Annotated in this window: 19 protein-coding genes and 1 pseudogene; 11 read left to right on the top strand and 9 right to left on the bottom strand. The window is 71.1% G+C overall.

The window, feature by feature from the left end:
- The first annotated feature begins 80 nt into the window (after window positions 1–80).
- Complete coding sequence (locus tag ABIE67_RS43805; protein ID WP_370267154.1) at window positions 81–266, top strand: hypothetical protein; 186 nt, start codon at window positions 81–83, stop codon at window positions 264–266.
- A 196-nt stretch (window positions 267–462) separates the two neighbouring features.
- Here ABIE67_RS43805 and ABIE67_RS43810 read toward each other — a convergent pair whose 3' ends face one another.
- Window positions 463–1836 (bottom strand): S1 family peptidase, encoded by a 1374-nt coding sequence (locus ABIE67_RS43810; protein WP_370267155.1) that lies wholly within the window; start codon window positions 1834–1836, stop codon window positions 463–465.
- Window positions 1837–2013: 177 nt separating this feature from the next.
- Between ABIE67_RS43810 and ABIE67_RS43815 the strand changes: the two genes are divergently transcribed.
- Both ABIE67_RS43815 and ABIE67_RS43820 read left to right on the top strand, forming a co-directional pair.
- Complete coding sequence (locus ABIE67_RS43815; protein WP_370267156.1) at window positions 2014–3192, top strand: MalY/PatB family protein; 1179 nt, start codon at window positions 2014–2016, stop codon at window positions 3190–3192.
- 57 nt (window positions 3193–3249) lie between these two features.
- Window positions 3250–3669 carry a PPOX class F420-dependent oxidoreductase gene (locus ABIE67_RS43820; protein WP_370267157.1) on the top strand — a complete coding sequence of 140 codons (420 nt, stop codon included), beginning with the start codon at window positions 3250–3252 and terminating at the stop codon, window positions 3667–3669.
- Between the two features lie 93 nt (window positions 3670–3762).
- Here the strand turns inward: ABIE67_RS43820 and ABIE67_RS43825 are convergent, their stop codons facing one another.
- The 3 genes from ABIE67_RS43825 to ABIE67_RS43835 all read right to left on the bottom strand — a co-directional run bounded on the left by ABIE67_RS43825 (window position 3763) and on the right by ABIE67_RS43835 (window position 8354).
- Entirely contained in the window at window positions 3763–6531 is a 2769-nt protein-coding gene (locus ABIE67_RS43825; protein ID WP_370267158.1) for a hypothetical protein, read from the bottom strand.
- A gap of 397 nt (window positions 6532–6928) precedes the next feature.
- Window positions 6929–7342, bottom strand: a complete 414-nt coding sequence (locus tag ABIE67_RS43830; RefSeq protein WP_370267159.1) for a Zn-ribbon domain-containing OB-fold protein — start codon at window positions 7340–7342, stop codon at window positions 6929–6931.
- 262 nt (window positions 7343–7604) lie between these two features.
- Window positions 7605–8354 (bottom strand): TetR family transcriptional regulator, encoded by a 750-nt coding sequence (locus tag ABIE67_RS43835; protein ID WP_370267160.1) that lies wholly within the window; start codon window positions 8352–8354, stop codon window positions 7605–7607.
- A gap of 263 nt (window positions 8355–8617) precedes the next feature.
- On the opposite strand from ABIE67_RS43835, the gene ABIE67_RS43840 reads away from it, so the two are divergent.
- From ABIE67_RS43840 to ABIE67_RS43850, 3 genes are all read left to right on the top strand, one after another.
- Window positions 8618–9709, top strand: coding sequence for a substrate-binding domain-containing protein (locus ABIE67_RS43840; protein WP_370267161.1), 1092 nt, complete (start codon window positions 8618–8620; stop codon window positions 9707–9709).
- Window positions 9710–9824: 115 nt separating this feature from the next.
- Window positions 9825–11486 (top strand): HAD-IA family hydrolase, encoded by a 1662-nt coding sequence (locus ABIE67_RS43845; RefSeq protein WP_370267162.1) that lies wholly within the window; start codon window positions 9825–9827, stop codon window positions 11484–11486.
- 77 nt (window positions 11487–11563) lie between these two features.
- Window positions 11564–12433 (top strand): hypothetical protein, encoded by an 870-nt coding sequence (locus ABIE67_RS43850; RefSeq protein WP_370267163.1) that lies wholly within the window; start codon window positions 11564–11566, stop codon window positions 12431–12433.
- Window positions 12434–12459: 26 nt separating this feature from the next.
- Here the strand turns inward: ABIE67_RS43850 and ABIE67_RS43855 are convergent.
- A pseudogene (locus tag ABIE67_RS43855) lies at window positions 12460–13161 on the bottom strand (polysaccharide lyase family 8 super-sandwich domain-containing protein); the annotation flags it as partial.
- Window positions 13162–13360: 199 nt separating this feature from the next.
- On the opposite strand from ABIE67_RS43855, the gene ABIE67_RS43860 reads away from it, so the two are divergent.
- Complete coding sequence (locus ABIE67_RS43860; protein WP_370267164.1) at window positions 13361–14245, top strand: cellulose binding domain-containing protein; 885 nt, start codon at window positions 13361–13363, stop codon at window positions 14243–14245.
- Window positions 14246–14277: 32 nt separating this feature from the next.
- On the opposite strand, the gene ABIE67_RS43865 is transcribed toward ABIE67_RS43860, so the two are convergent.
- From ABIE67_RS43865 to ABIE67_RS43880, 4 genes are all read right to left on the bottom strand, one after another.
- Window positions 14278–14652: a hypothetical protein gene (locus ABIE67_RS43865; RefSeq protein ID WP_370267165.1), complete on the bottom strand. Its 375-nt coding sequence runs from the start codon at window positions 14650–14652 to the stop codon at window positions 14278–14280.
- Window positions 14653–15010: 358 nt separating this feature from the next.
- Window positions 15011–15934 (bottom strand): MurR/RpiR family transcriptional regulator, encoded by a 924-nt coding sequence (locus ABIE67_RS43870; RefSeq protein ID WP_370269543.1) that lies wholly within the window; start codon window positions 15932–15934, stop codon window positions 15011–15013.
- An 87-nt stretch (window positions 15935–16021) separates the two neighbouring features.
- Window positions 16022–17572: a phospholipid carrier-dependent glycosyltransferase gene (locus tag ABIE67_RS43875; RefSeq protein WP_370269547.1), complete on the bottom strand. Its 1551-nt coding sequence runs from the start codon at window positions 17570–17572 to the stop codon at window positions 16022–16024.
- 250 nt (window positions 17573–17822) lie between these two features.
- On the bottom strand, window positions 17823–19742 hold the full coding sequence (locus ABIE67_RS43880) for a phosphatase PAP2 family protein (RefSeq protein WP_370267166.1): 1920 nt from the start codon (window positions 19740–19742) through the stop codon (window positions 17823–17825).
- 225 nt (window positions 19743–19967) lie between these two features.
- Between ABIE67_RS43880 and ABIE67_RS43885 the strand changes: the two genes are divergently transcribed.
- From ABIE67_RS43885 to ABIE67_RS43900, 4 genes are all read left to right on the top strand, one after another.
- Window positions 19968–21290, top strand: a complete 1323-nt coding sequence (locus ABIE67_RS43885; protein ID WP_370267168.1) for an extracellular solute-binding protein — start codon at window positions 19968–19970, stop codon at window positions 21288–21290.
- A gap of 124 nt (window positions 21291–21414) precedes the next feature.
- A complete protein-coding gene (locus ABIE67_RS43890; RefSeq protein ID WP_370267169.1) occupies window positions 21415–22335 on the top strand; it encodes a carbohydrate ABC transporter permease in 921 nt (306 codons plus the stop codon).
- A complete protein-coding gene (locus tag ABIE67_RS43895; RefSeq protein ID WP_370267170.1) occupies window positions 22332–23234 on the top strand; it encodes a carbohydrate ABC transporter permease in 903 nt (300 codons plus the stop codon). The genes ABIE67_RS43890 and ABIE67_RS43895 overlap by 4 nt, the downstream gene beginning before the upstream one ends.
- 2 nt (window positions 23235–23236) lie before the next feature.
- On the top strand, window positions 23237–24955 hold the full coding sequence (locus ABIE67_RS43900; RefSeq protein ID WP_370267171.1) for a hypothetical protein: 1719 nt from the start codon (window positions 23237–23239) through the stop codon (window positions 24953–24955).
- Window position 24956: the final 1 nt, after the last annotated feature.

Here is a 24956-nt window from a genome sequence, read left to right on the forward strand (position 1 = left end):
AGATGGACGTGATCAGCAACACGGTCCGATTTGTCCGCATTAAGTGTGCTTACTCACAGCGCCTTCACCTCGGGATCCGTATGCTTCACAGCATGTCCATCACTGTTGAATTCGCCTCCGAGCGATCGGCTGACGAGGTCAACGAGGAGATCCGGGCGCTGTGGCGCCGGTCGGGCGGGACACTGAGCGTCGAGCAGCGCGAGGAATACCAGCGCCTTGTCCTGGAGTGGGCCGCCGCGGCCCTCCAGCCGGTGAAGGCGGCCTGAGCACTCGCCTCGGTGCGGGCCCGAACCTCCTCCTCGACGTACCTCTCCACACATCGGAACACCCTCCCGGGGCACTCCTGCCCCGGGAGGGTGCCCTCCTCGCACCGACCTCGGCCGACCCGGCGGACTCGTCCTCGCCGAGGCGCCGCACTCCTCGTCCCGTCGTCCCGCGCCCCTGGGGTGCCGGCCGGCCCCGTCACCCCCAGGTCGCCGAGTAGTACCGCCGGTACGCCTTGCGGTCCTGCTCCGCGCGGATGAACCGGGTCGCCGCCAGCGCGACCAGGCTGCCCGCGATGACCAGCAGACCCGGCCCGACGTTCTTCGGGTCCGCCAGCCGGGACAGCAGCGTCACGGCGTCCGCGCCGGTCACCGGCGCCGACGAACCGGGCGACGCGTCACCGGGCGAGACCGCGCCCTGCGGCGCCGACGCGGACGGAGCCGGCGAGGCGCCCTGCTGACCCGAGCCGTTCTGCGCCGCCACGATCAGCTTGACGTCGAGCGCGGCCAGCGCCTTGGTCACGGGCTGGAAGAACGTCGTACCCCCGGCGTTGCAGTCACCGCTGCCCCCCGACGTCACCCCCAGCGCGACCCCCTCCGAGAACATCGGGCCGCCGCTGTCGCCGGGTTCGGCGCACACGTTCGTCTCGATCAGCCCCGTGACCGTGCCCTCGGGGTAGTTCACCGTGGCGTTGAGCGCCGTCACCTCACCGTCGCGCAACCCGCTCGTGCTGCCGCTGCGGAACACTCGCTGCCCGACGGCGGGATCGGCCGCACCGGTGATCCGTACGCCCTTGCCCTCACCGATGGACACGACGTCCGCCCCGGCACCGGCATCCCCGCCCGCGTACTGGACCAGGGAGTAGTCGGCGCCGGGAAAGTTCTGCTCGATCGTCTGGCCGATCTGCTGGGTGCCCCGGGTGTCGGCGAACCACACGGAACCGTCGGGCCCGCAGTGCCCGGCCGTGAGGATGAAGTCGCGCTGCCCGTCGGTGACGTTGAAGCCGGCCGAACAGCGACCGACCGTCGACAGCAGCGGCAGGGCCCCGTTGAGCCGCGTCGTGAACGTGCCCTCGGTGCGCTCCATGCGGACGAAGCCGCCGATGCCGTCCGCGACATCGGTCATCCGGGACCAGTCGTCCGCCGAAACCGTGCTGTCGCCCCGGACGACCACCTCGTTGGACCGGTAGTCCATCACCCACGCCGTACCGGCCACCCGGGGCGCCGAACGCAGCGTCGACGTAGCGGACTTCAGCTCGTCCATGCTGTGCTCGACCATCTTCGCCTCGGCCCCGGCCTTGCGCACCTCGGCCGCCGCCTCCTCGTCGGTGACCGCGACGACCGGCTTCCCGTCGGCACCGATCCAGCTGCCCGCCGTACGCGAAGCGCCCAGCCGTGCGACCAGATCGCCGCCGGTGCCGGCGGCCGAGGCGGCGTACGTGCGCGGCACGGCCGAGGTGTCGGGAGGTTCGCTCGCCACGGCGCGTGTGACCATCGTTCCTCCGAGGAGGAGTCCGCCGACGGCCGCCAGCCGTGTCACTCGCCGGACGAGACGTCGTCGTGCGTGCCTCATGCAGGGCTCCCGAACCAGTACAGCGCGGCGTCAACGCCGCGGGGCCCTCCCGTAGTTGAGCACCCTCTCTCCATACGTGGCCCGGCCCGCCCGTGTTCACCGCCCGGCTGATCGTTCCCGCGCCGGCGCCCCCACCAGCAGTTCCCGGCTACCGCACAGCGCCCTATCTTGTGCCCCATGACCAGGATCCCGCACGAGACGTCCGGTGAACCGAATCCTCTGCACGCACTGACCCTCGACCGTCTGCGATGTCGCACCAGCATGAAATGGCGCGCCTACCCCGCCGACGTGCTGCCGCTGTGGGTGGCCGAGATGGACGTCCCGCTGGCCGAACCCGTCGTCCACGCGCTCACCGAGGCCCTCGCGCTCGGCGACACCGGCTACCCGGCGGGCACCGGCTACGCCGAGGCGCTCGCCGGATTCGCGGAGAAGAGGTGGGGCTGGCACGGGCTCGCCGTGGAGCGGACGGCCATCGTTCCCGATGTGATGCTCGGTGTGGTCGAAATGCTCAAACTGGTCACCGGACCGGGCGATCCGGTCGTGGTGAACTCACCGGTCTATCCGCCGTTCTACCAGTTCGTCGAGCACATGGACCGGCAGGTGATCGAGGCGCCCCTCGGCGCCGACCTGCGCATCGACTTCGACACGCTGGACGAGACCTTCCAGCGAGCGACCACAGGCGGTCGGCGCGCCGCCTTCCTGCTGTGCAGCCCCCACAACCCGACCGGCACCGTGCACACCGCCGACGAACTGGCCGCCCTGGCCGCACTCGCCGACCGCCATGGCGTACGCGTCGTCGCCGACGAGATCCACGCACCGCTCACCGCAGGCGGCGTCGACTTCGTGCCGTATCTGAGCGTCCAGGGCGCCGAGAGCGGGCTGTCGCTGATGTCGGCCTCGAAGGCCTGGAACCTGGCCGGCCTCAAGGCGGCCCTGGCCATCGCCGGACCCGCGGCCGCCGCCGACCTGGCCTGCCTGCCCGAAGAGGTCAGCCACGGGCCCAGCCACCTCGGCATCATCGCCCACAGCGCCGCACTGCGCGACGGCACCGCCTGGCTCGACGCCCTGCTGGCAGGCCTGGACGACAACCGGCGCCTGCTCAAGGACCTCCTCGCCGAGCAGCTTCCGGCGATCACCTACCGCCCCGGCGACGCCACCTACCTCGCCTGGCTCGACTGCCGCGCCCTCGGCCTCGGCGACGACCCGGCCGACGTCTTCCTGCGGCGCGGCCGCGTCGCGCTCAACTCCGGGATCCCGTTCGGCACCGGGGGAGCCGGGCACGTACGACTGAACCTGGCGACGTCACCCGAGCTGATCACGGAGGGCGTACGGCGGATGACGGCGGCCCTCGGCTGAGCCGCGCGGTGGGGGCGCCCGTCGGCGTCCCCACCCCCGCTGCCTAGACTTCCGGCCATGGACGATTCGTCGTTGGAGAAGCCGCAGAAGCCGGAGATGCTGGAGTCGCTCGGCGCGGGCAAGTACCTGCTCATCACCAGCTACCGCAAGAACGGCACCGGAGTCGCCACCCCGGTCTGGGTGGTCCGCGACGGAGACGCGCTGGGCGTCTGGACGGTCGCCGACTCGTGGAAGGTCAAGCGCATCCGCGCCCGCGGCGATGTCCTCGTCGGCCCCTGCGACCTGCGGGGCAGGCCGACGGGCGACCAGATCCCCGCCACCGCCGAGATCTGCGACGCGCCGACCAGCGCCCGCTACCGGCGGCTCATCGCCCGCAAGTACGGCATCACCGGCCGTCTTACCCTCCTCGGCAGCCGACTGCGCCGAGGCGACAACGGCACGGTCGGCATCCGCGTCACCCTCACACCGGCCGACTGACCGGCACGTCCTGATTGCGGCCGGGCCTTTCCGGTACGTCCGCCTCGCTTGCCCTCGCGGGCGGGTGCCGGACACCCGCCCGCGAGGGCCGTCTCACGACCCGTCGACCACCGTGCCCGTCATCACCGGCGCACCGGGCGCCGGTTCGCCGGAGTCGTCGGCCAACTGGAAGCGGACCGACTCGGCCGGCTCGGACACCGCGTCCGTGAGCGTCGGCAAGGTCACCTCCGTGCTCGTCTCACCCGCGGGGACGGACACCCACAGCGAGAGCCCCTCCACCTTGGACAGCGGGCGCTCCGGATCGGGCGAGGCGCCCGAGGACTCCTGGAGCCAGGTGGGGTCGACGTCCTTGGTGGACAGCTCCGGGCCGCCGGTGACCGGAAGCACGGCGAACAGGCCGCCCACTTCGGCATCGGCCGCCGCGGACAAGGTCACCCGCCACCTCAGCGGCTTCCCCTCGGCCACCCGGTCCGCGACCGGTGTCACCCCGAACGTGGGCACCGGGTCGTCGTTCTCCGCGGTCACCCCGCCCCGGTGCGAACCGACCATGCTGGTGCGGACCGCCTTCACCAGGACGTCCTGCGCGAGGTCTTCGCCGTAGCGGGTGTTGCCCGTGACCTTCACCGGGACGTCGATGTCGTGCCCACCGGGCCGCACCGTCACGAGCCGGGCCGTGACCTTGCCCGTGACCGGGTCGGTGACGAACACCCGCACCTGCCCGCTGCCCCGCCCCGACACCTCGACCGGCACCTGGTACGTCCGCTCGCCCGAGTCGCCTTCCTTGACGGTCAGCCGCCCGACGTCGACGCGGGTCAGCGGAGCCTCCCGGACCTGCGGTGTGCCCGGCCGCCAGGCCCAGGCGTCCATCAGCCAGGCCCGCCCCGACCTCGTGCGCGGCGTCAGCTCCAGCGACTTGACGTGCCGTAGGTCGAGCGCGGCCGCGTCGTCGGAGCCGATCGGCACCCGCACCTCGCGCGCCCAGTACGAGGCGGTCCGGTCCGTCCCCGGCAGCCCGTCGACCTTGACGCGGCCGAGCGTCCGGTGCCGTCCGGCGGTGTCGGTGACCGAGACGTCCAACTGGGTTCCGGTGCTGTTCGGGGGCACGATGACGCGCAGCGCCAGCGCCTTGGCACCCTTCAGGGACAGCGGCCGCTCGGGACGTACACGTACGGCGGAACCCGCCGCGGACCAGCGCAGCGCGACCGCGCGCCGGCCGGGCTCACGGTCGGTCTCCCAGCGCGCGAAGTGCGGTGAGGTACCGGCTGTCTCCGACCCGAGACAGGCGGTGGCCGAAGAGGGATCCACCGCCGAGCACAGCCGGCCTCCGCTCACGGTGACCTTGCCGTCGGGCAGGAACCCGGCGCCGCGCCGCGCGCCCACCGCGTGGGTGACGACGCGCGCGGGATCGGCCGAGGGCGCGCGACGGCCCGAGCCGTCGAGCAGCGGGCGGACACGGTCGTCGCCGGCGACGAACAGCCGTGCCGCCGCAGCGATGTAGGTGGCGCCGGCCTTGTGCTGCTGGTCGGCGGTCAGCCGGGTGCGGGCGCCGGGGGAGCAGACCGGGTCGGGCTGCTCCTCGTCGTGCCAGAAGTCGTCGTCCGCGGGCGCGGCGGCCTGCCCCGGCGTCCACTCGCTGTTGAAGTAGTTGTGGTTGGCGCCCACCATGTACACGGCGCTGTGCAGCGCGGCACCACGGCTGACCCGCCGGGTCCCGTCGACGTACACCTCGCCCTGGAGGTCTGAGACGTCGCCGTCACAGCCCGGGAGGATCGTCATCGAGGGCACGTCCGGGACCGGGTTCTGCCCGAAGACCGTCGGGCCGATCAGCACGGTGCCGCGGATGTGCCAGCGGACCGGCCCGTGATAGCCGTCCTGCGGCGCGGGCGGCGGGTAAAGGCTGTCCATCGCCGCCCGGTTGACGCCCTCGCCGCCGCGTGAGTGCCCCACCAGCAGCACCCGGGACAGATCGGCCCTGGGCGCCTTCCGTACGGCCGCCGGTGCCGTGCCCGGGTGGGCGGACCACCCCGCCCAGCGGGCGAGATGCTGCCGTACGAGCGAGGAACGGGCCTGCGCGCCGCCGTCCTCGGCGCGCCAGTCCTGCCCGTTGATGCCGTTGGCGGAGATCGACACCGTCACATAGCCCTGGGAGGCCAGGAGCCGCTGGTCGCGCAGATAGCCCCGATGGCTCGGCACCGGCTTGGTACCGGCGGCGCAGGGCCACTCGCCGCCGATCTCGCCCTGCGGGGTGTAGCAGGTGGAGTGGCGGCCGTGCAGGAAGAGGGCGAGCGGACGGCGGCCGTCCGCACCCTTGGGCGCCACCACTACGGCCTTCATCTCGACCGGCTCGGCGAATCCGGGCAGCCGTACCGGGTCGAGGTCGTACTCGCCCGTGACGGTCCCATACGCGCCCGGCTTACCGGGATCGACCTGGTTCGCGGGCTGCCGCGGCGGGGCGGTCACCGACGAGCGCGAGCCGCCGGATGCCGGGGCGGGCGCGTCCAACCGGCGCCCTGCCGCCCGTACTTGCAGGTCCTGCGGGGAGTCCAGGGGGACACCGTCGAGACCGAGCCGGAACGTCCGCCCGTCCTTCGCCGGCGCCGGACGCCCGAGCAGCCGGTCACCGGCGTAGAACTCGACCCTGGCGTTCCCCATCGGGACCCGTTCGTCGGACCGCCACACCAGCTTTCGCGCGGCCCCCTCACCGGTGACGCTCCAGTCGGCCGGCAGACCCTCACCACCGTCGACCGTGTTCGCCAACGGCCTTCCTCCGGCGGCCGGTTGAGCCTGAGCCAGTCCAGGTGACGCACCCGTCACCGCGAGCACCGCCAGAGCGGTCACCCATATTCGCCGGGCACGGATCACGTGCCCCTCCTTCCGTTCGCACCGGGACGGCCCCGGGCCCCTCACCAGGGGAGGACGGAAGGAGGTACTTGTGCGTTGCCTGTGGAGGGAGGGAAGTGTGAGGTCGAGGACGGGGCGGGCGACCGACGGGACAGGCCGTCCCTGCAATGAGTCGAACTCCCCAGCGCAGCGCCGCCGTTGTCGGCACCGGCCACCGTGCCCAGACGTTCACCTAGACGTTCACCCAGACGTTCACCCGGGCCCTCGCCGAACGCCCCTGCCACCGAACGCGACGGCGCGCCGGTCCTGGCGGTCCGCCTCGCCGCCAACCAGTGCTTCGAAACAGGACGTTCCGTCGGCGTACCGGAGGTGATCCCCGCACTCCGGGAGAGCTCAGGCGGTCAGGGGCTCAGGGGGCTCAGGTCCAGGCGCGATACGGCTCGTCGACCAGCTGGAACACCGGCTCGCCACGGACCGGGTCCTTCGCCGTGGACAGCCGGACCCGGTCCCCGCTGTGGATGCCGATGGGCGGTCCCATCACCCGGCCACGCACGACGAACCCCTCGGCCATCTCTATGAGCGACACATTGCGCGCGGCGGGGGTGTTGCGGTGGACGACCGTGGAGTGCCGGACGGTCCCCACCCCCTCGCTGCGCTCGGTCCGCAGATCACTGCACTGGCAGACCGGACACAGCAGCCGGTGGTACGTGGCGGTGCCGCACCACGTGCAGCGCTGGAAATGGATGGCCTCCCGGTCGGCGGCCGTGGGGTCGAGTACACCGGTCGCGGAACCGGCGGTCTGACGAGCAACGCTTCCTGAGGGGTGGTACACGCTGGTCAACTCCCTGCGCTGAGCCGGAATACCACGTGCGCGGGTCACCCGAGCACGCACGTGCCCGGTTCACCGTGCCACCGTGCACAGCCTCAGCGTATGGCACTCAGTGCCACTCGTAAAGGCACTGCGTACCCTGAATATGTGGGGGGCCTGGGGGGCTGAAGGGGTGGGGTGGAGTGCGCGGCGGAGGGGTGCGAGGTGTGCGGGGCGCGAGGGGTACGGGCGTGAGGTGTACGGGGCATGCGGGGCGCGACGGCGCTCAGTCGCGCCCGAGCGTGTTCTCGATCTCCTGCACGACCCGCCACAGCGGTGCGCCGCGCCGGGACACCACGACCACCACGTCCTCGGCCGGGTTGTCAGAGCGTTCGTCGGCAGGACGCGGGGGAGGGGTGACGCCGAAGGCGGACTGCACATACCCCAGGGCGTGGTCCACCGCGGCGCCGGCATCGTCCTGGCCGTCCGAGCGCAGCCAGGAGCGCAGCGCGTTGTTGTGCGCCGCGACCACGGCGGCGGCGATCACATCGGCCTGCAGGGTCCCGTCGCGCCGACCGGCGAACCGTCGGCGCAGATACTCGGCCAGCGCGCGCTCATAGCGCCACACCACCGACAGCTCGTAGGCGCGCAGCCCCGGCACCTGCTTGGTCAGCCGGTAGCGCTGCACCGAGAAGGTCGGATTCTCCGCGTACATGCGCAGCACCAGCCGGGCCGCGTCGCACACCCGCCGCACCGGCTCGTGCTCCGCGCCGCTCGCGCCGAGGAAGGCCGTCATGTCGGCCAGGCACCGCTCGTGGTCCGGGAAGACCACGTCCTCCTTGGACGGGAAGTAACGGAAGAACGACCGCCGCCCGACACCGGCGAGCGTCACGATGTCGTCCACGGTCGTCTGCTCGTAGCCCCGCTCCAGGAACAGCTGGAAGGCCGCCGCGACCAGCGCCTCCCGCATCGGGGGCTTCGCCGCACCGGCCTCCGCCTTCTCGCCGCGACCGGGCGCCGCGCTGCTGGAGCTCATGAACGGGAACGTAGCACCAGAGCGAGGATCATGGCACTCAGTGCGCTGCTCGCAGGGTACTGAGTGCTACCGGCTTGAGGGGCGGGCGGACGCGGTGACGGCTGCCGGGCCGTCGTGGGCGGTGGCGGCCGCCGCAGTGAGCGCCTTGGTGATCGTATTGACTGCAAACGATCGATATGATTGTGGGCGTAGAGTTGCAGCTCGGGATCACGCTCCGCGCGTGTCCGTGGAACGTCCGACCGGCCTTGCCCCAGGGGGAACCGATGCGACTGCACGTCGACCAGCGTCATGAGCGGGTACTCGAACTCGTCCGGGAGCGGGGCAGCCTCCGGGTCTCCGACCTCGCCGCCGAACTCGGCGTCTCGGCCGTCACCCTCCGGCGCGACGTGGAGGCCCTCGCCGCGCAGGGCAGGGTGCAGCGGCTGCACGGCGCGGTGGTGTGGCCGGGGGACGCGGCCGTCGATGTGCGCGAGCGGTCGGAGGGCGTCGAGGGCGCGGTGGTCGGAATGATCGTCCCGACCACGAACTACATCTTCGCGAACATCGTCCAAGGCGCCCGGGAAGCCGTCGCGGCCCAGGGCGGCCGCCTGGTCCTCGGCGTGTCCGGATACGTCGACACCGAGGATCCCCTCCAGGCCGAACACCTCCTCTCCGGCGGCGCCGAGGGTCTGCTCGTCGCGCCCAGCTGGTTCGGCGGGGTTCCCGAGGACGGCCAGGAGAAGTGGCTGCTGGACCATGACGTCCCCGCGGTCCTGGTCGAACGCTCGGCCCCGCCCGGCAACCCCGCCGCCGTGCTCGACCGGGTGCGCACCGACCGTGCCCACGGCGCCGCCGTCGCCGTCGGCCATTTCGCGGGCCTCGGGCACCGCAAGATCACGGCCCTGCTGCAGGAGGGGCCGCACGCCGCCCAGATCACGGCCGGCTACGAGACTGCCGTGCGGGCCCTCGGGCTCGCCGTGGACCAGGGCGCCCCGACCGTGCGTGAACACGGGGACTACGAGGCCGGCGTCGACTATCTCGTCGAGGCGGTGAAGAAGCGTGGCGTCACGGCCGCGCTGGTGCACAGCGACGAGGACGCGATCGTGCTGGTGCCGCGGCTCCAGGCATGCGGCATCCGGGTCCCGGACGACCTGGCGCTGATCGCGTACGAGGACGAGGTCGCCGGTCTCTCCGACGTACCGCTCACCGCTGTCGCGCCGCCCACGCGCTCCGTCGGGGAGCTGGCCGCCAAGCTCCTGCTGCAGCGCATCGCCGAACGACGGGGCGGGAAGAAGCCGGGGCCGCGCCAACACCTGGATCTGCTCCCGGAGTTGAGGGTCCGCTCGTCCTGTGGCGGTGAAACGATCGCCGAATGAGCGATCAGCGATCGTTTTGATTGTTTCGCGCGAACGCTCTTCACTCTGATCGTGTGCGCGCAAAAGATGTCCTGCGACCGCCTCTGCCCGTACGAGGTCTCGTAGGAGACGTGCCATGACGCGCACTTCACGTCCGTCCCGCACCACCGCCACCCTCGCCGCCGTCGCCGCGCTCGGCCTGCTCGCCACCGCCTGCGGCGGCAGCGGCGACGGCGACGGCGACGGCGACGGCGATTCGACCGGTAGCGCCGCAGGCGGAAAGCCCGTGACGCTCACCTACTGGACCTGGACTCTCGGCGCCAAGTCGACCGTCGAGGCGTTCAACAGAACGCACCAGGACATCAAGGTCGAGTTCGCCGAGTACGCAGGGGAAACGGTCAAGACGAAGTTCCCGAAGCCCCTCCAAGACCTGGTGACCTTCGGCGGCAAGACCTGGAGCGTGCCGTACGACGCCATGTCGGGCCCCTGCTGGGCGACCGTCGTCACCGGCGTCACGGTCGCCAAACACGGCGTCTGGAGCAGCGACTTCACCGGCAACCGCCTCGACGTCTTCCCCGACTTCGCCACCCGCCTCGCGACACAGGACGGCCGCCGCACCTTCGTCGCCGCGGGCTGGCGGCCCCTGATGCAGGCGTACCACGGTGGCCCCCTCTTCCGCGGACCGTCCGCCACCGCGTACGTGTCCCCGGCGGCCGACACCCCCGAAGCCTGGGAACACTGCGACGAGCAGATCACCGACGCGGCGCTACGCGTGCTGACCGACCCCGACGACCACACCGTGGCGTCGTTCGTCTACCTCGGCGCACCCGACGAGACCACGCACATCCTGGGCTGCGGCGAGGCATACGAGGCCTCGATCCGCCGCGCCGACGCACGCCTGGGCCGCCTGCTCACCGCCGTGCGCTCCCGGCCCTCGGACCCCGACGAGCAGTGGACCTTCCTCGTCGTCACCGACCACGGCGATGTCGACGCGGGCGGCCACGGCGGCCGTACGCCCGAGGAGCGCACGGCATGGCCGGCCGCGGCGGGCCCCGGCATCGGCCCCGAACCACGCCCGCTGCGACATGCCGATGTCGCGGCCCAGGTGTTCGCCGCCCTCGGCCGCCACCCCGACCGGCACTGGACCCTCGACGGCCGCCCCCTCGCCGCCGCCCCGCACGCGGTGCTCCTCGACATGGACGGCACGCTCGTCGACACCGAGTCGCTGTGGCTGCGCACGGTCCGCGAGGCCGTGCCCCGGATCGGCACCGACGACCTCTTCGACGTCCTGGGCCGCTCGGCCGCCGAGACCGCCACCCACCTCCAGCCCCTCACCGGGGGCGACGCGCCCACCCTCGCCGCGGACCTGGAAGCCCGGTTCCTGGCGGCCGTCCAGCGCGAGACCACGCCGCTTCCCGGCGCCCTCGAACTCCTCGACCTGCTCCGGGAGTCGGGCATCCCGACAGCACTCGTGTCGGCGTCGTCGAGGCCGGTCATGGACGCCGTACTGAAGACCCTGGGCGCCGACAGATTCCGTATGACGATCGCCGAGGGGGAGACGCCCCGCACCAAGCCCGCCGCCGACCCCTACCGCGCAGGCGCCCGGGCCCTCGGGGTCGACCCCGCCGCCTGCCTTGCCGTCGAGGACTCACCCACGGGCGTCGCGGCAGCCGAGGCGGCGGGCTGCCGCGTGCTCGCCGTGCCGTCGTACGCGCCCATCGCCCCCGGCCCCCGGCGCACCGTACGGCGGGGCCTGGAGGGAATCGGCAGGCGGGAGCTGTGGTCGGCAGGGCTGTGACCTCGAAATGTCCGACAGTTGTTCGGTGAGTGCCGGTCTGCGTACGATCGGCTGCCACCGCAGCCGAGGAGCCCCGCATGCCGCCCGCCCGACCCCGCCTCCTGTACGTCACCGACCTGGCCTACCCGGCACGCGGGCGCCGCTACTGCGACGAGGACATCCTCCTCACCTCCCGACTGCGCGACGACTTCGACCTCGCCCTGTGCCACCCCCGGGACGCGGCCGCGCTCATGGCCGCCTTCGACGCGGTCGTCGTACGCAACAGCGGCCCCGTGCTCGCCTACCAGGACGTGTACGACGACTTCCGCCGCCGCGCGATCGCCGACGGGACGCGCGTGTACAACCCGCTCTCCGGCAGAGCGGACATGGCCGGCAAGCAGTACCTGCTCGACCTGACCGCCGCCGGCTACCCCGTCATCCCCACGGTGGACCGCGCCGACGACCTGCACCTCCTGCCCGAGGCCGAGCGGTATGTCGTCAAGCCCAAGCTGGGCGCCGACTCGATCGGGCTGCGGATCGTCCCCGCGGCGGGCCTGCGAGAGCCGGTCGACGGGGACGTGCCGGTCGACGGGGACGTGCTGGTCGACGGGGACGTGCTGGTCCAGCCGTGCGTCGACTTCACCTACGAGGTCTCCTTCTACTTCGTCGACCACGACTTCCAGTACGCCCTGTATGCGCCCCACACGGACCGGCGCTGGCAGCTGGAGCCGTACGAACCCACCGACGACGACCTGGAGTTCGCCCGGCGCTTCATCCGGTGGAACGTCCTCGGGCACGGCATCCAGCGCGTCGACGCCTGTCGCGCGCCGGGCGGCGAGCTGCTGCTGGTCGAGCTGGAGGACCTCAACCCCTATCTGTCCCTGGACGCCCTGGACGACGCACGAAGGGACGCCTTCGTCGCCGCGATGAAGGCGTCCCTGCACCGGTTCCTCGCCGCGGATTCCTGACCGCGGCCGCGCCCCGGTCCGCGCTCCGCGCCGTCGGTGCACCTGATGCCGGCACCGAGGCAGACGACGGTGTCGTCCAGGAAGAACCACGACTTCTTCGCTAGCAGAGTGGACTGCAGGCCCTTCAGGTACTGCCCGATCGCCGCCCGCTGACCGTCCGTGGCCCCGCCCACCCAGTTCACATCGGGCAGGGAAGCGCCCCAGTCACCGCCGGCCACGTCCGCGAGGACCTTGCGCGAGCCGGTGGTGCCGGGCAGCCGGTACGGGTCGACGGTGGGCCAGAAGGCGTCGCTGTACTGGCCGTTGCCGAACGTGTCGCCCCACCAGTAGAGCATTCCGGAACCGGTGTGCCAGCCGCGCAGATTCTCGCCGTTGAGTAGCCGTACGACTCCTGATCGGTGTCGGGTTCGGGATCGGCGTACACCAGATCCGGCCAGAGGGAGCGGGCTGTCGGAGCCATCGAGGACCGCAACTGGCGTGCGGTGTCGCCCAGTTCGGCGAGCCGACTCTTGAACGGTTCCGAGGTGGGGCTGAACCTCTCGCCCAGAAGGAGAGTGCGCCGCTTCGCCCGCAGGTTCGTGAACTCGTCCGCCGCCGCCCCCGCGTTCGCCCCCACGGCCGGTGCGACGGACTGTGCGACGGACGGGGGCGCGGCGCCCGCCTGGACGGACTGGTCGAGCGCGAGAGCGGTGCCGGTGCTTGCGGCCAGAAGGCCGCGACGTGACCAACGAGTCGTCATGACGGCGCTTTCTAGCAAGGGAACGCTCAAACGCTCAACCGTTGATACTGAATTGATCGTATCGATCGTTCAGTGGTGATGGCTCAGGGACGCGCCGGGCGCATTTCGCTGAACCGGGGCGGCGGCAATCCCGTATCACTTCTCGGGGAATGGTGAAGCCCGTGAAGACGGGACGGAAGGAGATCGGCGTGCCCACACGGCCCGACCCCGAGCAACCCGACGAAGGCCCGGCCCTGGAACCGATCCGTGTTCTGCGCCCACGCCGCACCGACGCCCTCGCGGAGTTGTTCAAGGAGTTGGAGCAGGACGGCAACGGCTACGAGAGCGTGGCCGTGCCCCGGTCCCTGCCCGGCGCCGAGGACGCGACACAGGAACTCCCGCCCGTCGCCGAGGAGACGAGGATCGTGCCGCGCGGCGGCGGCAACGGCAGCGGCCGGGGCAGCGGCCGCGGCACGGGCGTCGGTATCGCCTCCGGTACGGCCGGGTCCGGCCCCGGATTCCGTCGCGCCGCCGTCGCGGTCGCCGTGACGGCGGCGGCGGTCGTCGGCTTCGGCGGCGCACTCCTGCTGTCCAGCCGTGGCGACGGTGCGGCGGCCCAGGATCCGGCCCCGTCCGCGACAGCCTCCGCATCGGCCGAGCCCACTCCGGCCACCCCAGAGGCACCGGGCGCACCGGGCGCCGGCGACTCGGGTGACTCCGGCGGCTCTTCCGCCTGCACCGCGACCTTCCGGACCGTCAACAGCTGGCAGGGCGGCTTCCAGGGCGAGGTGACCGTGACCAACGCGCCCGCCTCCTCCGTATCCGGCTGGACCGCGACGGTCGTGCCGGCCGACGGAGCCCGCCTCACCCAGGTCTGGGACGGCACCCTCACCACGACCGGAGACGGCACCGCCACCGTCGCCAACGCGTCGTGGAACGGGAAGCTGGCGCCCGGTGCGAGCGTCACGTTCGGCTTCATCGCCGCCACCTCGCAGTCCGGTGCCTCGCAGTCCAACGGCTCGGAGTCCGCTGCCTCGAAGTCGGGTGCCCCCTCGGCGGAGGTCACCTGTGCGGCGACGGCCGGCGCGTCCTGACGCCCGGCCCCGGCCCGCCCGGCGACGACCGGTCAGCGCCCCCGGTCCACCAGCGCCTGGGACACCGCGCGCACGCTGCGGGCGATGTGCTGCAACTGCATGACCTCCGCCGCGTACATCTTGATGGTGTGCTCGATGACCGACTCGGGCATGCCGAGGGCGGGCAGGTCGGCGCGTGCGGTCTGCAGCGCGGTGCGCGCGACCCGGATCTCGTTCTGGACCTGGATCTGCGCATGGCGGGCGAGCAGCACGGGGTGGCGGATCAGCGCCGGGTAGCTGGCGTAGCGGGCCGGCACCAGCTCACGCAGCCACTTGGCCGCCGAGCGTTCCCAGTCGTAGGAACCGGGGGTCTTGACCTGGCACGGCCAGTCCGAGCCGATGCGCGTCGTCGTCAGGGTCATGGTCATCGCTTCCGGGTGTGCGGCGTCGTCCGGGGTGTTCGACGGGGTCGGGGCGGCCCCGGCCTAGGGGATGACCGGGGCCGCCGCCACGGGCGCTCGCGCAGGCGATGCCCGACCGAACAGCCCGAGCGCCGACGCGGGTAGGAGACGGCGGCAACGGGTGTTCGTTGAGGAGCCCGGAAGGCAGACGGAGATCGCACGACGGATGGGGTGACGTGCGCATGAGCGGACCGGCTGCTTTCGGCGGGCGGATGGTGCGTGTGAAGTATTTATATATGCCGTCCGGTTTTCAAGGCGCATGAAAACATTCATGCGTGATTTGAACGGAAAGGCCCCGTCGTGTGGCGGTTCGGTCGCCGCGGGATCAGTCCCGGAGGAAGAACTGGTGCTGGTCGGAGATGTGCTCGTAGTCCTCGAGGCGTGCCTGCGTCCGCTCCGGATCGGCGTCGGTCATGGCCTGCAGCAGCGCGGCGGCCATCACGCCGGGCGCGGCGTAGGAGTCGAAGACCAGCCGGGAGCCGGTGCCGGTGGCGAAGACGACGTCGGCCGTGTCGGCCACCGGGCCGAGCGCCAGGTCGGTGATCAGCGCGACCTTCAGGCCGGCACTGCGCGCGACCCGTACGGCGGTGAGGGTCTCCTGGGCGTGCCGGGGCATGGAGAACGCCAGCACCCAGGTGCCGCCGGCCTCGCGCGACTGGAGCAGGGCGTCGTAGGCGACGCTGCCGCCGCGGGTCACCAGCCGTACATCGGGGTGGACCCGGCGCGCCGCGTAGGCGAAGTACTCGGCGAGGGACCCCGAGATGCGCAGCCCGAGGATGGTCAGCGGTGTCGACTGCGACAGTTTGCGGCCGATGTCGATCACCTGGTCGGGGTCGGCGAAGTCGCGCCGCAGGTTCTCCAGGTTCTCGATCTCGGCGTCCACCGCGGACTGCAGTTCGTTGGCGCCGTTCTCCTCGGCCGCCGCGGGGCCCCCGGCGAGACTGCCCAGGGCGATCGCCTGGAGCTTCTCCCGTAGCGCGGGGTAACCGCTGAATCCCACCGCGCCGGCAAAGCGCGTCACCGAGGGCTGGCTGACGCCGACCCGCTCCGCGAGATCGGTGATCGAAAGGAACGCCGCTTCGGTGATGTGCTCGATCAGGTACTGGGCGATGCGTCGCTGTCCGGGGGACAGGCGCGGCTGGTCGAAGAGTGTCCTGAGCTGGGAAGTCGGGGACGCCTCCACTTCCGGAGCGGTCTTCCCCGAAGTGATCGCGGATGCCTGTGCGCGCGCCTGCTGCGGCGATGGCAGGGCGCCTCCTTTGTCTTCCACAGTGCTTCAACATAGCTCACACACCGTGGTGACCCAGGTTGGTGCCGAGCACCGCGACGACCGCGCTCACCGCCGATAGAGGGTGATCGAATGGCCGACCGTATCGATCGGACGACTGCTGTCGATCAATTCGGCCAGCCGCCCGGTCGCCTTGGCCACCGAGGAATCGGACACGACGAGCAGTCCGCGCACCTCATGGGCGGGCACCTTGCGTGGATCGGCGGCGTGGATGCCGTAGAAGGACGGCACTCCGCTGCCCTTGTACACGAGCCAGACCCGCTCGCCCGCATACCGCTCGCGCAGCCGGTCCGAGAGCCGGCCCAGGTCCTGACCCCAGTCGACGTTCGAGTCGTGCAGCCGCAGATGCGTCTTCGCCGGACCGCCGAACGCCTCGTTGGAGTACGGCAGGTAGTACGGGTACGTCCGCAGCGAACTGACCGCGACCAGCAGCACCAGCGCCCCCACCGCGACCGGCGCCCACCGCCACCGGACCGAGACCGCACAGCCCGCCGCCACCGCCAGGAACATCGGCACGAAGACGGCGTACCGCGTGCCGAAGTCCCGCGACCCGAGCATGGCCGCGGCGAGCAGCACGGCGGCCGGCACCAGCAGGTACGGCGCCGCGGGCCGCAGCCGCCGTACGGCCACCGGCGTCACGACACCCGCCGCCCACAGGGCGAGCATGCCGAGCGGCGTCTTCACCAGCAGCGCGGCCGACAGGTAGTACCAGAGCGAGCCCGTGTAGAGCCGGCCGAACAGAAAGCCCTGCCACGGGTAGTTCTCGAAGCCGAACTGGATGCGCATCCCGTCCCGGTAGGCCTCCGGGAACGGCAGCAGATCCACCACGAGTCCCCGTAGTCCGTGCACGACGGGCACGTGCTGCTGCGGCGCCCAGCGCAGCCGCGGATCGACCACCAGATACGACGCCCATACGACGGCGATCGCGGCCAGCGCCACGACGCCGGCGCCCGCGAACGCCCGTACCAGCGCCCTGCGTCGGGGCTCGGCGGACGGCCTCGCACACCACACCGACAGGACGGTGAGCGCCAGCACCACCGGGACCACCGCCAGCGCGCTCATCTTCGTCGCCAGGGCCGCACCGAGCGCCACTCCGGCGAGCGGCACGTACCCACGCGGTCGGCGACGGGCCCGCCACAGCAGCCAGACCGCCGCCAGCACGAACCCGGCCGCCGGGACGTCCAGGGTGGCGAGCGAGCCATGGGCGATGACGTCGGGGGAGAAGGCGTACAGGCCGAGTGCGGCCAATCCACCCACCGCACCGGCCAGTTCACGGGCGAAGGTGAAAACGATCAACCCGAACGAGAGAGTCAGGACGATCATGGGGAGCCGCGCGAACAGCGTCAGCCGCCACGGGTCGTTCCCCAACTCGTACAGCAGATGCCGCCCCAACCGGCCCTGGTCGCCGGTGAAGGAGGGATCGACCCGCGGATCGGCCAGTGCGACGCCGATACCGACGACCAGCTTTCCCAGCGGCGGATGCTCGGGGTTGTGCACCAGCCGGCGCTCGTGCAGATACTCGGCCGCCGTGCCCACGTACACCGGTTCGTCGATCGTCGGAGACTGCTGCACAGCGGTCGTCACCATCGCGACGGCCATCTGGCCCAGCAGCAGGACCACGAGGAACGGGACGAGCCGGCGCCGCCCGAGCAGCGCTACGAGCCGGCCCCGCCACGGGGACCGCGAGGCCGGCGCCTCGGGCGGGCCGGAGCGCGCCTCCGGCGCCGAGGCCGAGTGCTGTTCGAGCGCCATCATCCGCTCCGCGGCGCCGTCGGCCCCGCGGCGGCGGGAGCTGATCCGGAGCCGGCCCATGGGGCCTACTCTGCACCAGCACCCGCCGGGGACGGCGTTACCGCTTCAGAAGTCGTACCGACAGACCTTCCGCCGTGTAGACGGGTACGGCGCGCAGCTCGTCGGAGTTCAGCTCGATCCGGTCGAACTGGCCACGCAGCTGCGACGCATCGATGACGGGAACCGTGGTCCCCGCGACCGGCGGCCGCTCGGCGTCGAGGCGCAGCGACAGCACGCTGCCCCGCCCCAGCACGACCCGCCGGGACACCTCGAGCGCCGGACCGTGGTTCTTGCGGAGCAGCAACTCCAGGGTCGTGTCGCCGTCCTGGACGTAGGAGCCACGCACCCGCAGCACCTTGTCCGCGCGGAGCGTGCCGCCCTCGACCCGCACGTCGCCCTGCCCGAGGGCGTTGGCCGACCCGGCGACCAGCACACCCGCCTCGACGACCGTGCCGCCGTGGTACCGGTTGTGCCCGGTCAGCGTGAGCGCACCGGTGCCGCGCTTGGTCAGACCGCCCTCGCCGCGAATGTCGTTGCGCCAGCTGTCCGCCGCGCCGAAACCGCCGGCCGCCGCGTCGAGCGTCACGGTGACATCGGTGTCGAAGGCGCCGTAACCGTCCGCCGCGACGAAGAGGTTGAGCCGGCCCCACTGCTCGAAGCCGTCGAGGAGGACGTACCCGGAGGGCAGCGCGGTGGTGCGCAGCACCTCACGGCGCTGGTCGGCGCTCAGGTACGGCTGCCGCGTCTCCAGCAGCACCTCCGCGCCCTTCGGCACGGTGAACGGCTTGCTGCGGCCCTCGCGCTCGAGCACGTAGGTCAGCCGGGGCGTGAGGGCCCGCTCGTTGGCGTCCCGGTCCGCGTAGGCGTCGGAGGCGTCCGAGTGGGCGTGGGCGAAGAGGGTGTCGGCCGTGGTGCCGGTCTGCCGGGTGAAGTACGCCAGCGCCTGGGCGCGGGCGGCGGCCTTGAGGTCCGCGTTCGCCGGGTCGGCCAGGGCGGCGGCGGCCAGCGCGGTCGCCATGATCCGGCCGCCGATGACGTCGACCGTGGAGTGCATGCCCGACATGATCCGGGTGTGGCTGAGCTCGAAGGCCCGGGTCACCAGCTCCTGGAAGCGCTCGGGCACGGCGTACGCGAAGGCCAGCGCGGCCAGGTGGAAGGCGTTGGTGTGGCCGCTGGGGAAGCCGCCGTCGTCGGTCGGGGACGTGCCCCGCTGCCGCAGCAGCTGGGTGACGACCACGACCTCCGAGTCGTACACGGGGAAGCCGAGCGCGTCGGTCCTGCCGGTGTCGACGACCTCGCTGTTCTCGTTCATGCGCCACGGACGCGGGTACTGGAAGGCGTACTTGCCCGGGTTGCCGGAGGCGAACGGACCGCGCACGGTGTCGACCAGCTTGGCCACCTTGCCGAGCTCCGAGTCGTACGAGCCCGCGCCGATCGCGGAACCGGCGGGGGCGCCGGCCGGGACGGCGTCGCTGATCGTGGTCGCCGGGGTGGTGTCCGGGGCGCTGGTGATCGAGGTGACCGCCTTGGCGCCGGAGCGGTACAGGTCCGCCAGCGGGCCGAGGCCGCCGATCATGGCGTAGCTCTGGTGCTGACGGTCATGGACGAAGGCCTCCCTGGCCTGCGCCTCGGTGCGCGCCTGCGTGACGCGGGCGCAGTAGCGCATGTTGGCGCGCAGGACATCGGGCCGCAGCGGCGTGCCGGTGTTCCAGGCGGCGCCGGTCTTCCACACCTCGGCCATACCGCCGAGGACCCGCACCACGGCGTTGGTCTCGGGCGTCAGGTTCGTCAGGACGTTCGACTTGTAGTCGTCCACGAACGCGGCGGGGGCGGTCGCGGCCTTCGCGTCCGCGGCGGCCAGCCAGGAGACGAACGTGGGGGCGGCCAGGACGCCGGCCGAGGCGCCGAGGGAGGTCTTCAGGAACCCCCGTCGTCTCATGGTGGCTGCGGCGGTGTGCTGCCCGGCGGATGACGGCATGGGTGGGGCCTCTCTTGAGTTCTGCGGCCGTGCGGCCGGGAGTCGTACGAGCGAAGATCTACGGGCGAGTCATGTCGGAACGGGGGACGGCCGGGGATCTCGCCCCGCGTGGACGATGCGGCCGGGCGAGGCCGCGCCCCCGGAAAGCGAATTTTCCTGCAAAATGCACCAGTGCCGCCTCGGTCGGCGCCGTGCTCCGTCCCCTACGACGAAAAGGGATCGAAGATGACCACTGTGGGTGTGCGGCGCTCCCGCCGACTCGGCCGCGGCGGCATAGGCCGCCTGGTCCCCCTCGCTGCCATTGCCACGGCAGGTGGCCTGCTGCTCTCCGCCTGCGGCGGGGGATCCGACTCGGGCGGAACCTCCAAGTCGCTGACGTTCTGGATCTCCACGGTTCCGGGGCAGGACGCGGGCTGGAAGAAGATGGTGGCGCAGTACGAGAAGGAAACCGGCGTCAAGGTCAAGCTCGTCAACATCCCCTACGACGGCTACGACGCGAAGCTGCGCAACGCCGCGCAGGCGAACTCCCTGCCCGACGTGGCGGCAGTGCCGAAGCTGGACCCGATCTGGTCGAACAAGCTGATCGACCTCAAGGACATCGCCAACAACAAGACCAACAAGATCAACGGCAACTTCGTCGCCAAGGACTCGTCCGGGAAGGTGCTGTCCATCCCCTCGGACGTCACCGCGTCCGGCATGTTCATCAACAAGTCGCTCTTCGAGAAGGCCGGCGTCTCCTACCCGACCTCGCCCCAGAAGACCTGGACCTGGACCGAGTTCATCAAGGCGGCCAACAAGGTCCGGGAGAAGACGGACGCCAAGTACTCCCTGACCTTCGACCAGTCGCCGTCCCGGCTGCGCGCCATGGTGTACGAGATGGGCGGGAAGTACGTCCACGCCGACGACTCCGGCAAGTTCTCGGTGGACGCGGCGACCAAGAAGGCCGTGAACACCTTCGTCGGATGGAACGACGACAAGACCATGCCGAAGTCGGTGTGGACCAGCGGCGCCGACCCGTCCGCCATGTTCCAGAGCGGTGACGTCGTCGCCTACTGGTCCGGCGTGTGGCAGGTTCCCGCCTTCGCGGAGAGCATCAAGAAGTTCGAGTGGGCGAGCGTCCCGACTCCCGCCCAGCCGGTGCAGGCCAGCGACGTCAACAGCGGCGGCATGACGGTCGGCTTCAACAACAACGCCGACGCGGCCACCGCCGCGAACAAGTTCCTGTCCTGGCTGTACGAGCCGGACCACTACCAGGCGCTGTGCGAGGCGTCCGGGTTCCTGCCGGTCGAAAGCGGTCTGAACCCCAAGTACCCCTTCAAGTCCGAGGCGGCGCAGGCGGCGTTCAAGCTGTACAACGAGTCGATCCCGCTCTACGACCCGATCTCCGGCTACTTCAACAGCGCGCAGACGAACTGGGTGCTGAAGGGCAAGAGCCTCACCGAGGACCCGACCAAGACGGAGCTCGGCAAGGCGATCAACGGCCAGCAGTCGGCCGCCAAGGCCCTGGAGAACATCGTGGCCGGCTACAACCAGCAGGTCGGCGGCTGAGCGCAGGCCGACAGGCCCGGGCGGCGGGGGTCGAGACACCGCCGCCCGGCCTCGGGCCCCACGTGATGCCGGGCTCACGGCCTGAGCCCACCGGAACCCAATCCACCAGCACGGAGTCAGGAAGATGACCAAACGCGCCTCGGACGTGTCCGCCGTGTCCGCGAGCCCGCCCAGGAGACGCAGTAAGTACACCCTTGCGCCGCTCGTCCTCATCGCGGCCAATGTCGTGCTCTTCGCGCTGTTCTTCCTCTGGCCGGCGGTGATCGGGCTCGTCTACTCCTTCACGAACTACACGGGTGTGGGGGCGTTCCAGTTCGTCGGACTGGACAACTACCAGAACCTGGCCGGGGACTCCACGTTCTACGACGCGCTGTCCCGGACGCTGCTGTACACCGTGCTCTTCGTTCCGCTGAATTTCGTGTTGTCGCTGCTCATCGCCAACGTGCTGGTGAGCAAGCACGCCAAGGGCGTGTCGGTCGCCCGCGTCTTCTTCTTCATCCCGTGGCTGCTGTCGCCCATCGTCGTGGGTGTCCTGTGGCGGTGGCTGTTCGGTGAGAACTTCGGACTGGTCAACTACCTCATCGAGAAGGTCGGCGGAAGCGCCGTTCCGTGGCAGTCGAACGCGGACCTGTCGCTGCTGGTGGTCGTGGTGGCGGCATCCTGGGCCTGGACGGGCTTCTCCATGCTGCTGTTCATCGCGGCGATCAAGAACGTACCGACGTCGTACTACGAGGCGGCCGCGCTCGACGGCGCCGGTCCGTGGCGCCAGTTCATCAGCATCACACTGCCGAGCATCGCGCCCACCTCCTTCATCGTCATCCTGCTCAACACGATCCACGGGATGAAGGAATATCCGCTGTTCGCCTCCCTCAACAACGGCGGACCCGGAACGTCGAACAACCTGCTCGTCCAGTACATCTACCAAACCGGCTTCAAATCGGGCCAGATCGGCTACGCGAGCGCCGCGTCGTTCGTGCTCATGCTCATCCTGATGGCCGTCGCGGTCATCCAGCTGATGGTCAACCGGCGGGTGGAGAACCGATGACAACCACAGACATGCCGCGCAAGGTCGACGCCGGTTCTGCACGGGCCGCCTCCAAGAAGCGGCCCAGCAGCGGCCGTAGCGGTGGGCTTCGGCGCGCGGTGCCCGCGACGACACTGCTGTGGGTCCTGGCGGCCCTCTACGGGATTCCGGTGCTGTGGTTCGTCCTCAGCTCCTTCAAACCGGCGGGAGACCTGTTCTCCCTTCCGCTGACGCTGTTCCCGCACAACCCCACCGTGTCGGGTTACCAGGCGGCGTGGGAAAGCGCCAACTTCTCCCAGTACTTCATCAACACGACCATCGTGTGTGTGATCGCGACGATCCTCACGGTGGGAGTCAGCTGCTGTACGGGGTACGCGCTGGCGAAGTACGACAACAAGTGGCTCAAGGTCTTCTTCGTCGGCATTCTGGCCACCACGATGCTGCCGTCCGAGGTCATGCTCGCCCCGCAGTTCCTGGTGGTCCGCGACCTCGGCCTCTACAACTCGCTCGCCGGCATCATCCTCCCGGCCGTGCTCACCGCGACCGGGTGCTTCATGTTCCGCCAGTTCTTCCTGACGGTCCCCGACGAGCTCATCGAGGCCGCCCGCATCGACGGCGCGCGTGAGCTGTCGATCTTCCTGAGGATCATGGTGCCGATCTCCCGGCCCATCATGCTGACGCTCGCCATCCTGTCGTTCCAGTGGCGCTGGAACGACTACATCTGGCCGCTGCTGATGCTCAACGACCCCGAGAAGTTCACCGTGCAGATCGGCATCCAGAGCCTCGTCGGGGCGCAGAACATCAACTGGTCGGTGGTGCTCGGCGGATCGGTCATCTCCATGATCCCGCTGATCGTCGTCTTCCTGGTGTTCCAGCGTTACGTCATGAACGCCGACATCAATGCCGGACTGAAGGACTGACCTTGCCCACCCCGCTCGACCACGAGTTCGTCCGCGCGGTGGCACGCTCCGCCGACCGTTCGGCCGCCCCCCTGGCGGCCGGCCCGGACGAGGAACCCGCCGGTGTGACCCACCGCGCTCTGGCCCGGCGGGTGAAGACCCTGGTCGCGGCGTACCGTTCCCCGGACTCGGCGCTGCACGGCAGCAAGCAGGCCGTCGACACCGCGATGACCCACCTCCGCGCCCTGCGGGCCGCGCAGACCGGCACCGGCCTCTTCGCCGGCGGCGACAACGTGCAGTCACCGCCGGACTCCGCGTTCACCGTCAACGACGTGTGCGACGCGCACGTCCTCGCCGCCGGCGCGGGGCCACAACTGCACGACATCACGGCCGCGCTCGCCGAGATCGCCGGCGCCGCCTCCGGCGGTCTCCTGACCGGTGGGGTGCACACCCCGAACCACCGCTGGGAGCTGTGCGCGGCGCTGGCCCGGCTGCACCGGTCGTTCCCCGACGACCGGCTGCTCGACCGCGTCGAGGAGTGGCTCGCCGAGGGCATCGACATCGACGCGGAGGGCCTGTACTCGGAACGCAGCGCCGTCTACGCGTCCCATGTGACCAACCCTTCGCTGCTGCTCCTGGCCGACGTGCTCGGCCGCGCCGACCTGCTGGACGCCGTCGAACGCAATCTGGCCACCACCCTGGACCTCATCAGGCCGGACGGCACGGTGGAGACCCTCCACTCGCGACGCCAGGACCAGAAGCACCCGTTCCCGCTGGCGCCCTACCTGCCGCACTACCGGCTGCTGGCGATCCGTACCGGCCGGGGCGACTTCAGCCGGGCGGCGCTGCTGGCGGCCGCAGGCGGCATCGACGACCCCGACCTGCTCGCCCAGACCTTCCTCACTCCGGACCTGTGCCGCGCCCTGCCGGCCCCGGCCGAGGAGACACTTCCGCGCGACCGGTACCTCACCACCGCACGCCTCGCCGCCCGCGCCTCGGCCACCACGCACACGGTGGTCTACGGCGGCTCCGACGTGCCCGAGCACCGGCGCATCCGCTCGGGCCTCGCCTGCAACCCCACCTTCCTGCGCCTGTTCGCCGGCGACGCCGTCCTCGACGCCGTCCGCCTCTCGCGGGGGTTCTTCGACCTGGGCCCGTTCCGCGCCGCCGGCATGGAACAGCTCGCCGACAACCGGTACCGGCTCACCGAAACCCTCACGGCCGCCTACTACCAGCCGCTCCCGACGGACCGGAGGCGGGACGACGGCGTCTACCGGCTGGTGGACGAGGGACGCTTCTCGGCCGCCATGGCCTTCCCGGACCGGCCTCGGGACGAGGTCTCCCACACGACCCGCGTCGAGGTGGACCTGCGGGAGGACGGTGCCGACCTGCGGATCGACATCAGCGGACCACGGGTGCCCTGGGCCCTCGAACTGACCTTCCGGCCGGGCGGCGTCACAGAGGGCGCCCTACCGATCGGCGAGGGACGCTGGTGCCTGACGACCGGGCCGATGACCTACCGGGTCGGTGACGACGAGATCCGGGTCGAGGCCGACGTCGAGGCAGGCGGTCCGCTCGCCGGGCCGGACCGGAGCGAGGTACTGCGATACGACCCGGGGCAGGACTACACCGTGGTGGGCGGCACCGACGCGACGACCGGGAACCACGTCTACGTCGGTGGACTCGGCCCGCACACCCTGACCGTCGCACTGCGCGCCCGCCGGTCCGAATCTGTCGTGTGAC

The organism is Streptomyces sp. V4I8, from assembly GCF_041261225.1.
In the GTDB taxonomy this organism is placed as follows: domain Bacteria; phylum Actinomycetota; class Actinomycetes; order Streptomycetales; family Streptomycetaceae; genus Streptomyces.

What these genes read in the sequence shown, in the direction of transcription:
- ABIE67_RS43885 (WP_370267168.1), top strand. Translation starts at nt 19,968, where the DNA reads ATGACCACTGTGGGTGTGCGGCGCTCCCGCCGACTCGGCCGCGGCGGC.
- ABIE67_RS43890 (WP_370267169.1), top strand. Translation starts at nt 21,415, where the DNA reads ATGACCAAACGCGCCTCGGACGTGTCCGCCGTGTCCGCGAGCCCGCCC.
- ABIE67_RS43820 (WP_370267157.1), top strand. Translation starts at nt 3,250, where the DNA reads ATGGACGATTCGTCGTTGGAGAAGCCGCAGAAGCCGGAGATGCTGGAG.
- ABIE67_RS43850 (WP_370267163.1), top strand. Translation starts at nt 11,564, where the DNA reads ATGCCGCCCGCCCGACCCCGCCTCCTGTACGTCACCGACCTGGCCTAC.
- ABIE67_RS43815 (WP_370267156.1), top strand. Translation starts at nt 2,014, where the DNA reads ATGACCAGGATCCCGCACGAGACGTCCGGTGAACCGAATCCTCTGCAC.
- ABIE67_RS43840 (WP_370267161.1), top strand. Translation starts at nt 8,618, where the DNA reads ATGCGACTGCACGTCGACCAGCGTCATGAGCGGGTACTCGAACTCGTC.
- ABIE67_RS43845 (WP_370267162.1), top strand. Translation starts at nt 9,825, where the DNA reads ATGACGCGCACTTCACGTCCGTCCCGCACCACCGCCACCCTCGCCGCC.
- ABIE67_RS43875 (WP_370269547.1), bottom strand. Translation starts at nt 17,572, where the DNA reads ATGGCCGTCGCGATGGTGACGACCGCTGTGCAGCAGTCTCCGACGATC.
- ABIE67_RS43865 (WP_370267165.1), bottom strand. Translation starts at nt 14,652, where the DNA reads ATGACCATGACCCTGACGACGACGCGCATCGGCTCGGACTGGCCGTGC.
- ABIE67_RS43810 (WP_370267155.1), bottom strand. Translation starts at nt 1,836, where the DNA reads ATGAGGCACGCACGACGACGTCTCGTCCGGCGAGTGACACGGCTGGCG.
- ABIE67_RS43880 (WP_370267166.1), bottom strand. Translation starts at nt 19,742, where the DNA reads ATGCCGTCATCCGCCGGGCAGCACACCGCCGCAGCCACCATGAGACGA.
- ABIE67_RS43835 (WP_370267160.1), bottom strand. Translation starts at nt 8,354, where the DNA reads ATGAGCTCCAGCAGCGCGGCGCCCGGTCGCGGCGAGAAGGCGGAGGCC.
- ABIE67_RS43805 (WP_370267154.1), top strand. Translation starts at nt 81, where the DNA reads ATGCTTCACAGCATGTCCATCACTGTTGAATTCGCCTCCGAGCGATCG.
- ABIE67_RS43895 (WP_370267170.1), top strand. Translation starts at nt 22,332, where the DNA reads ATGACAACCACAGACATGCCGCGCAAGGTCGACGCCGGTTCTGCACGG.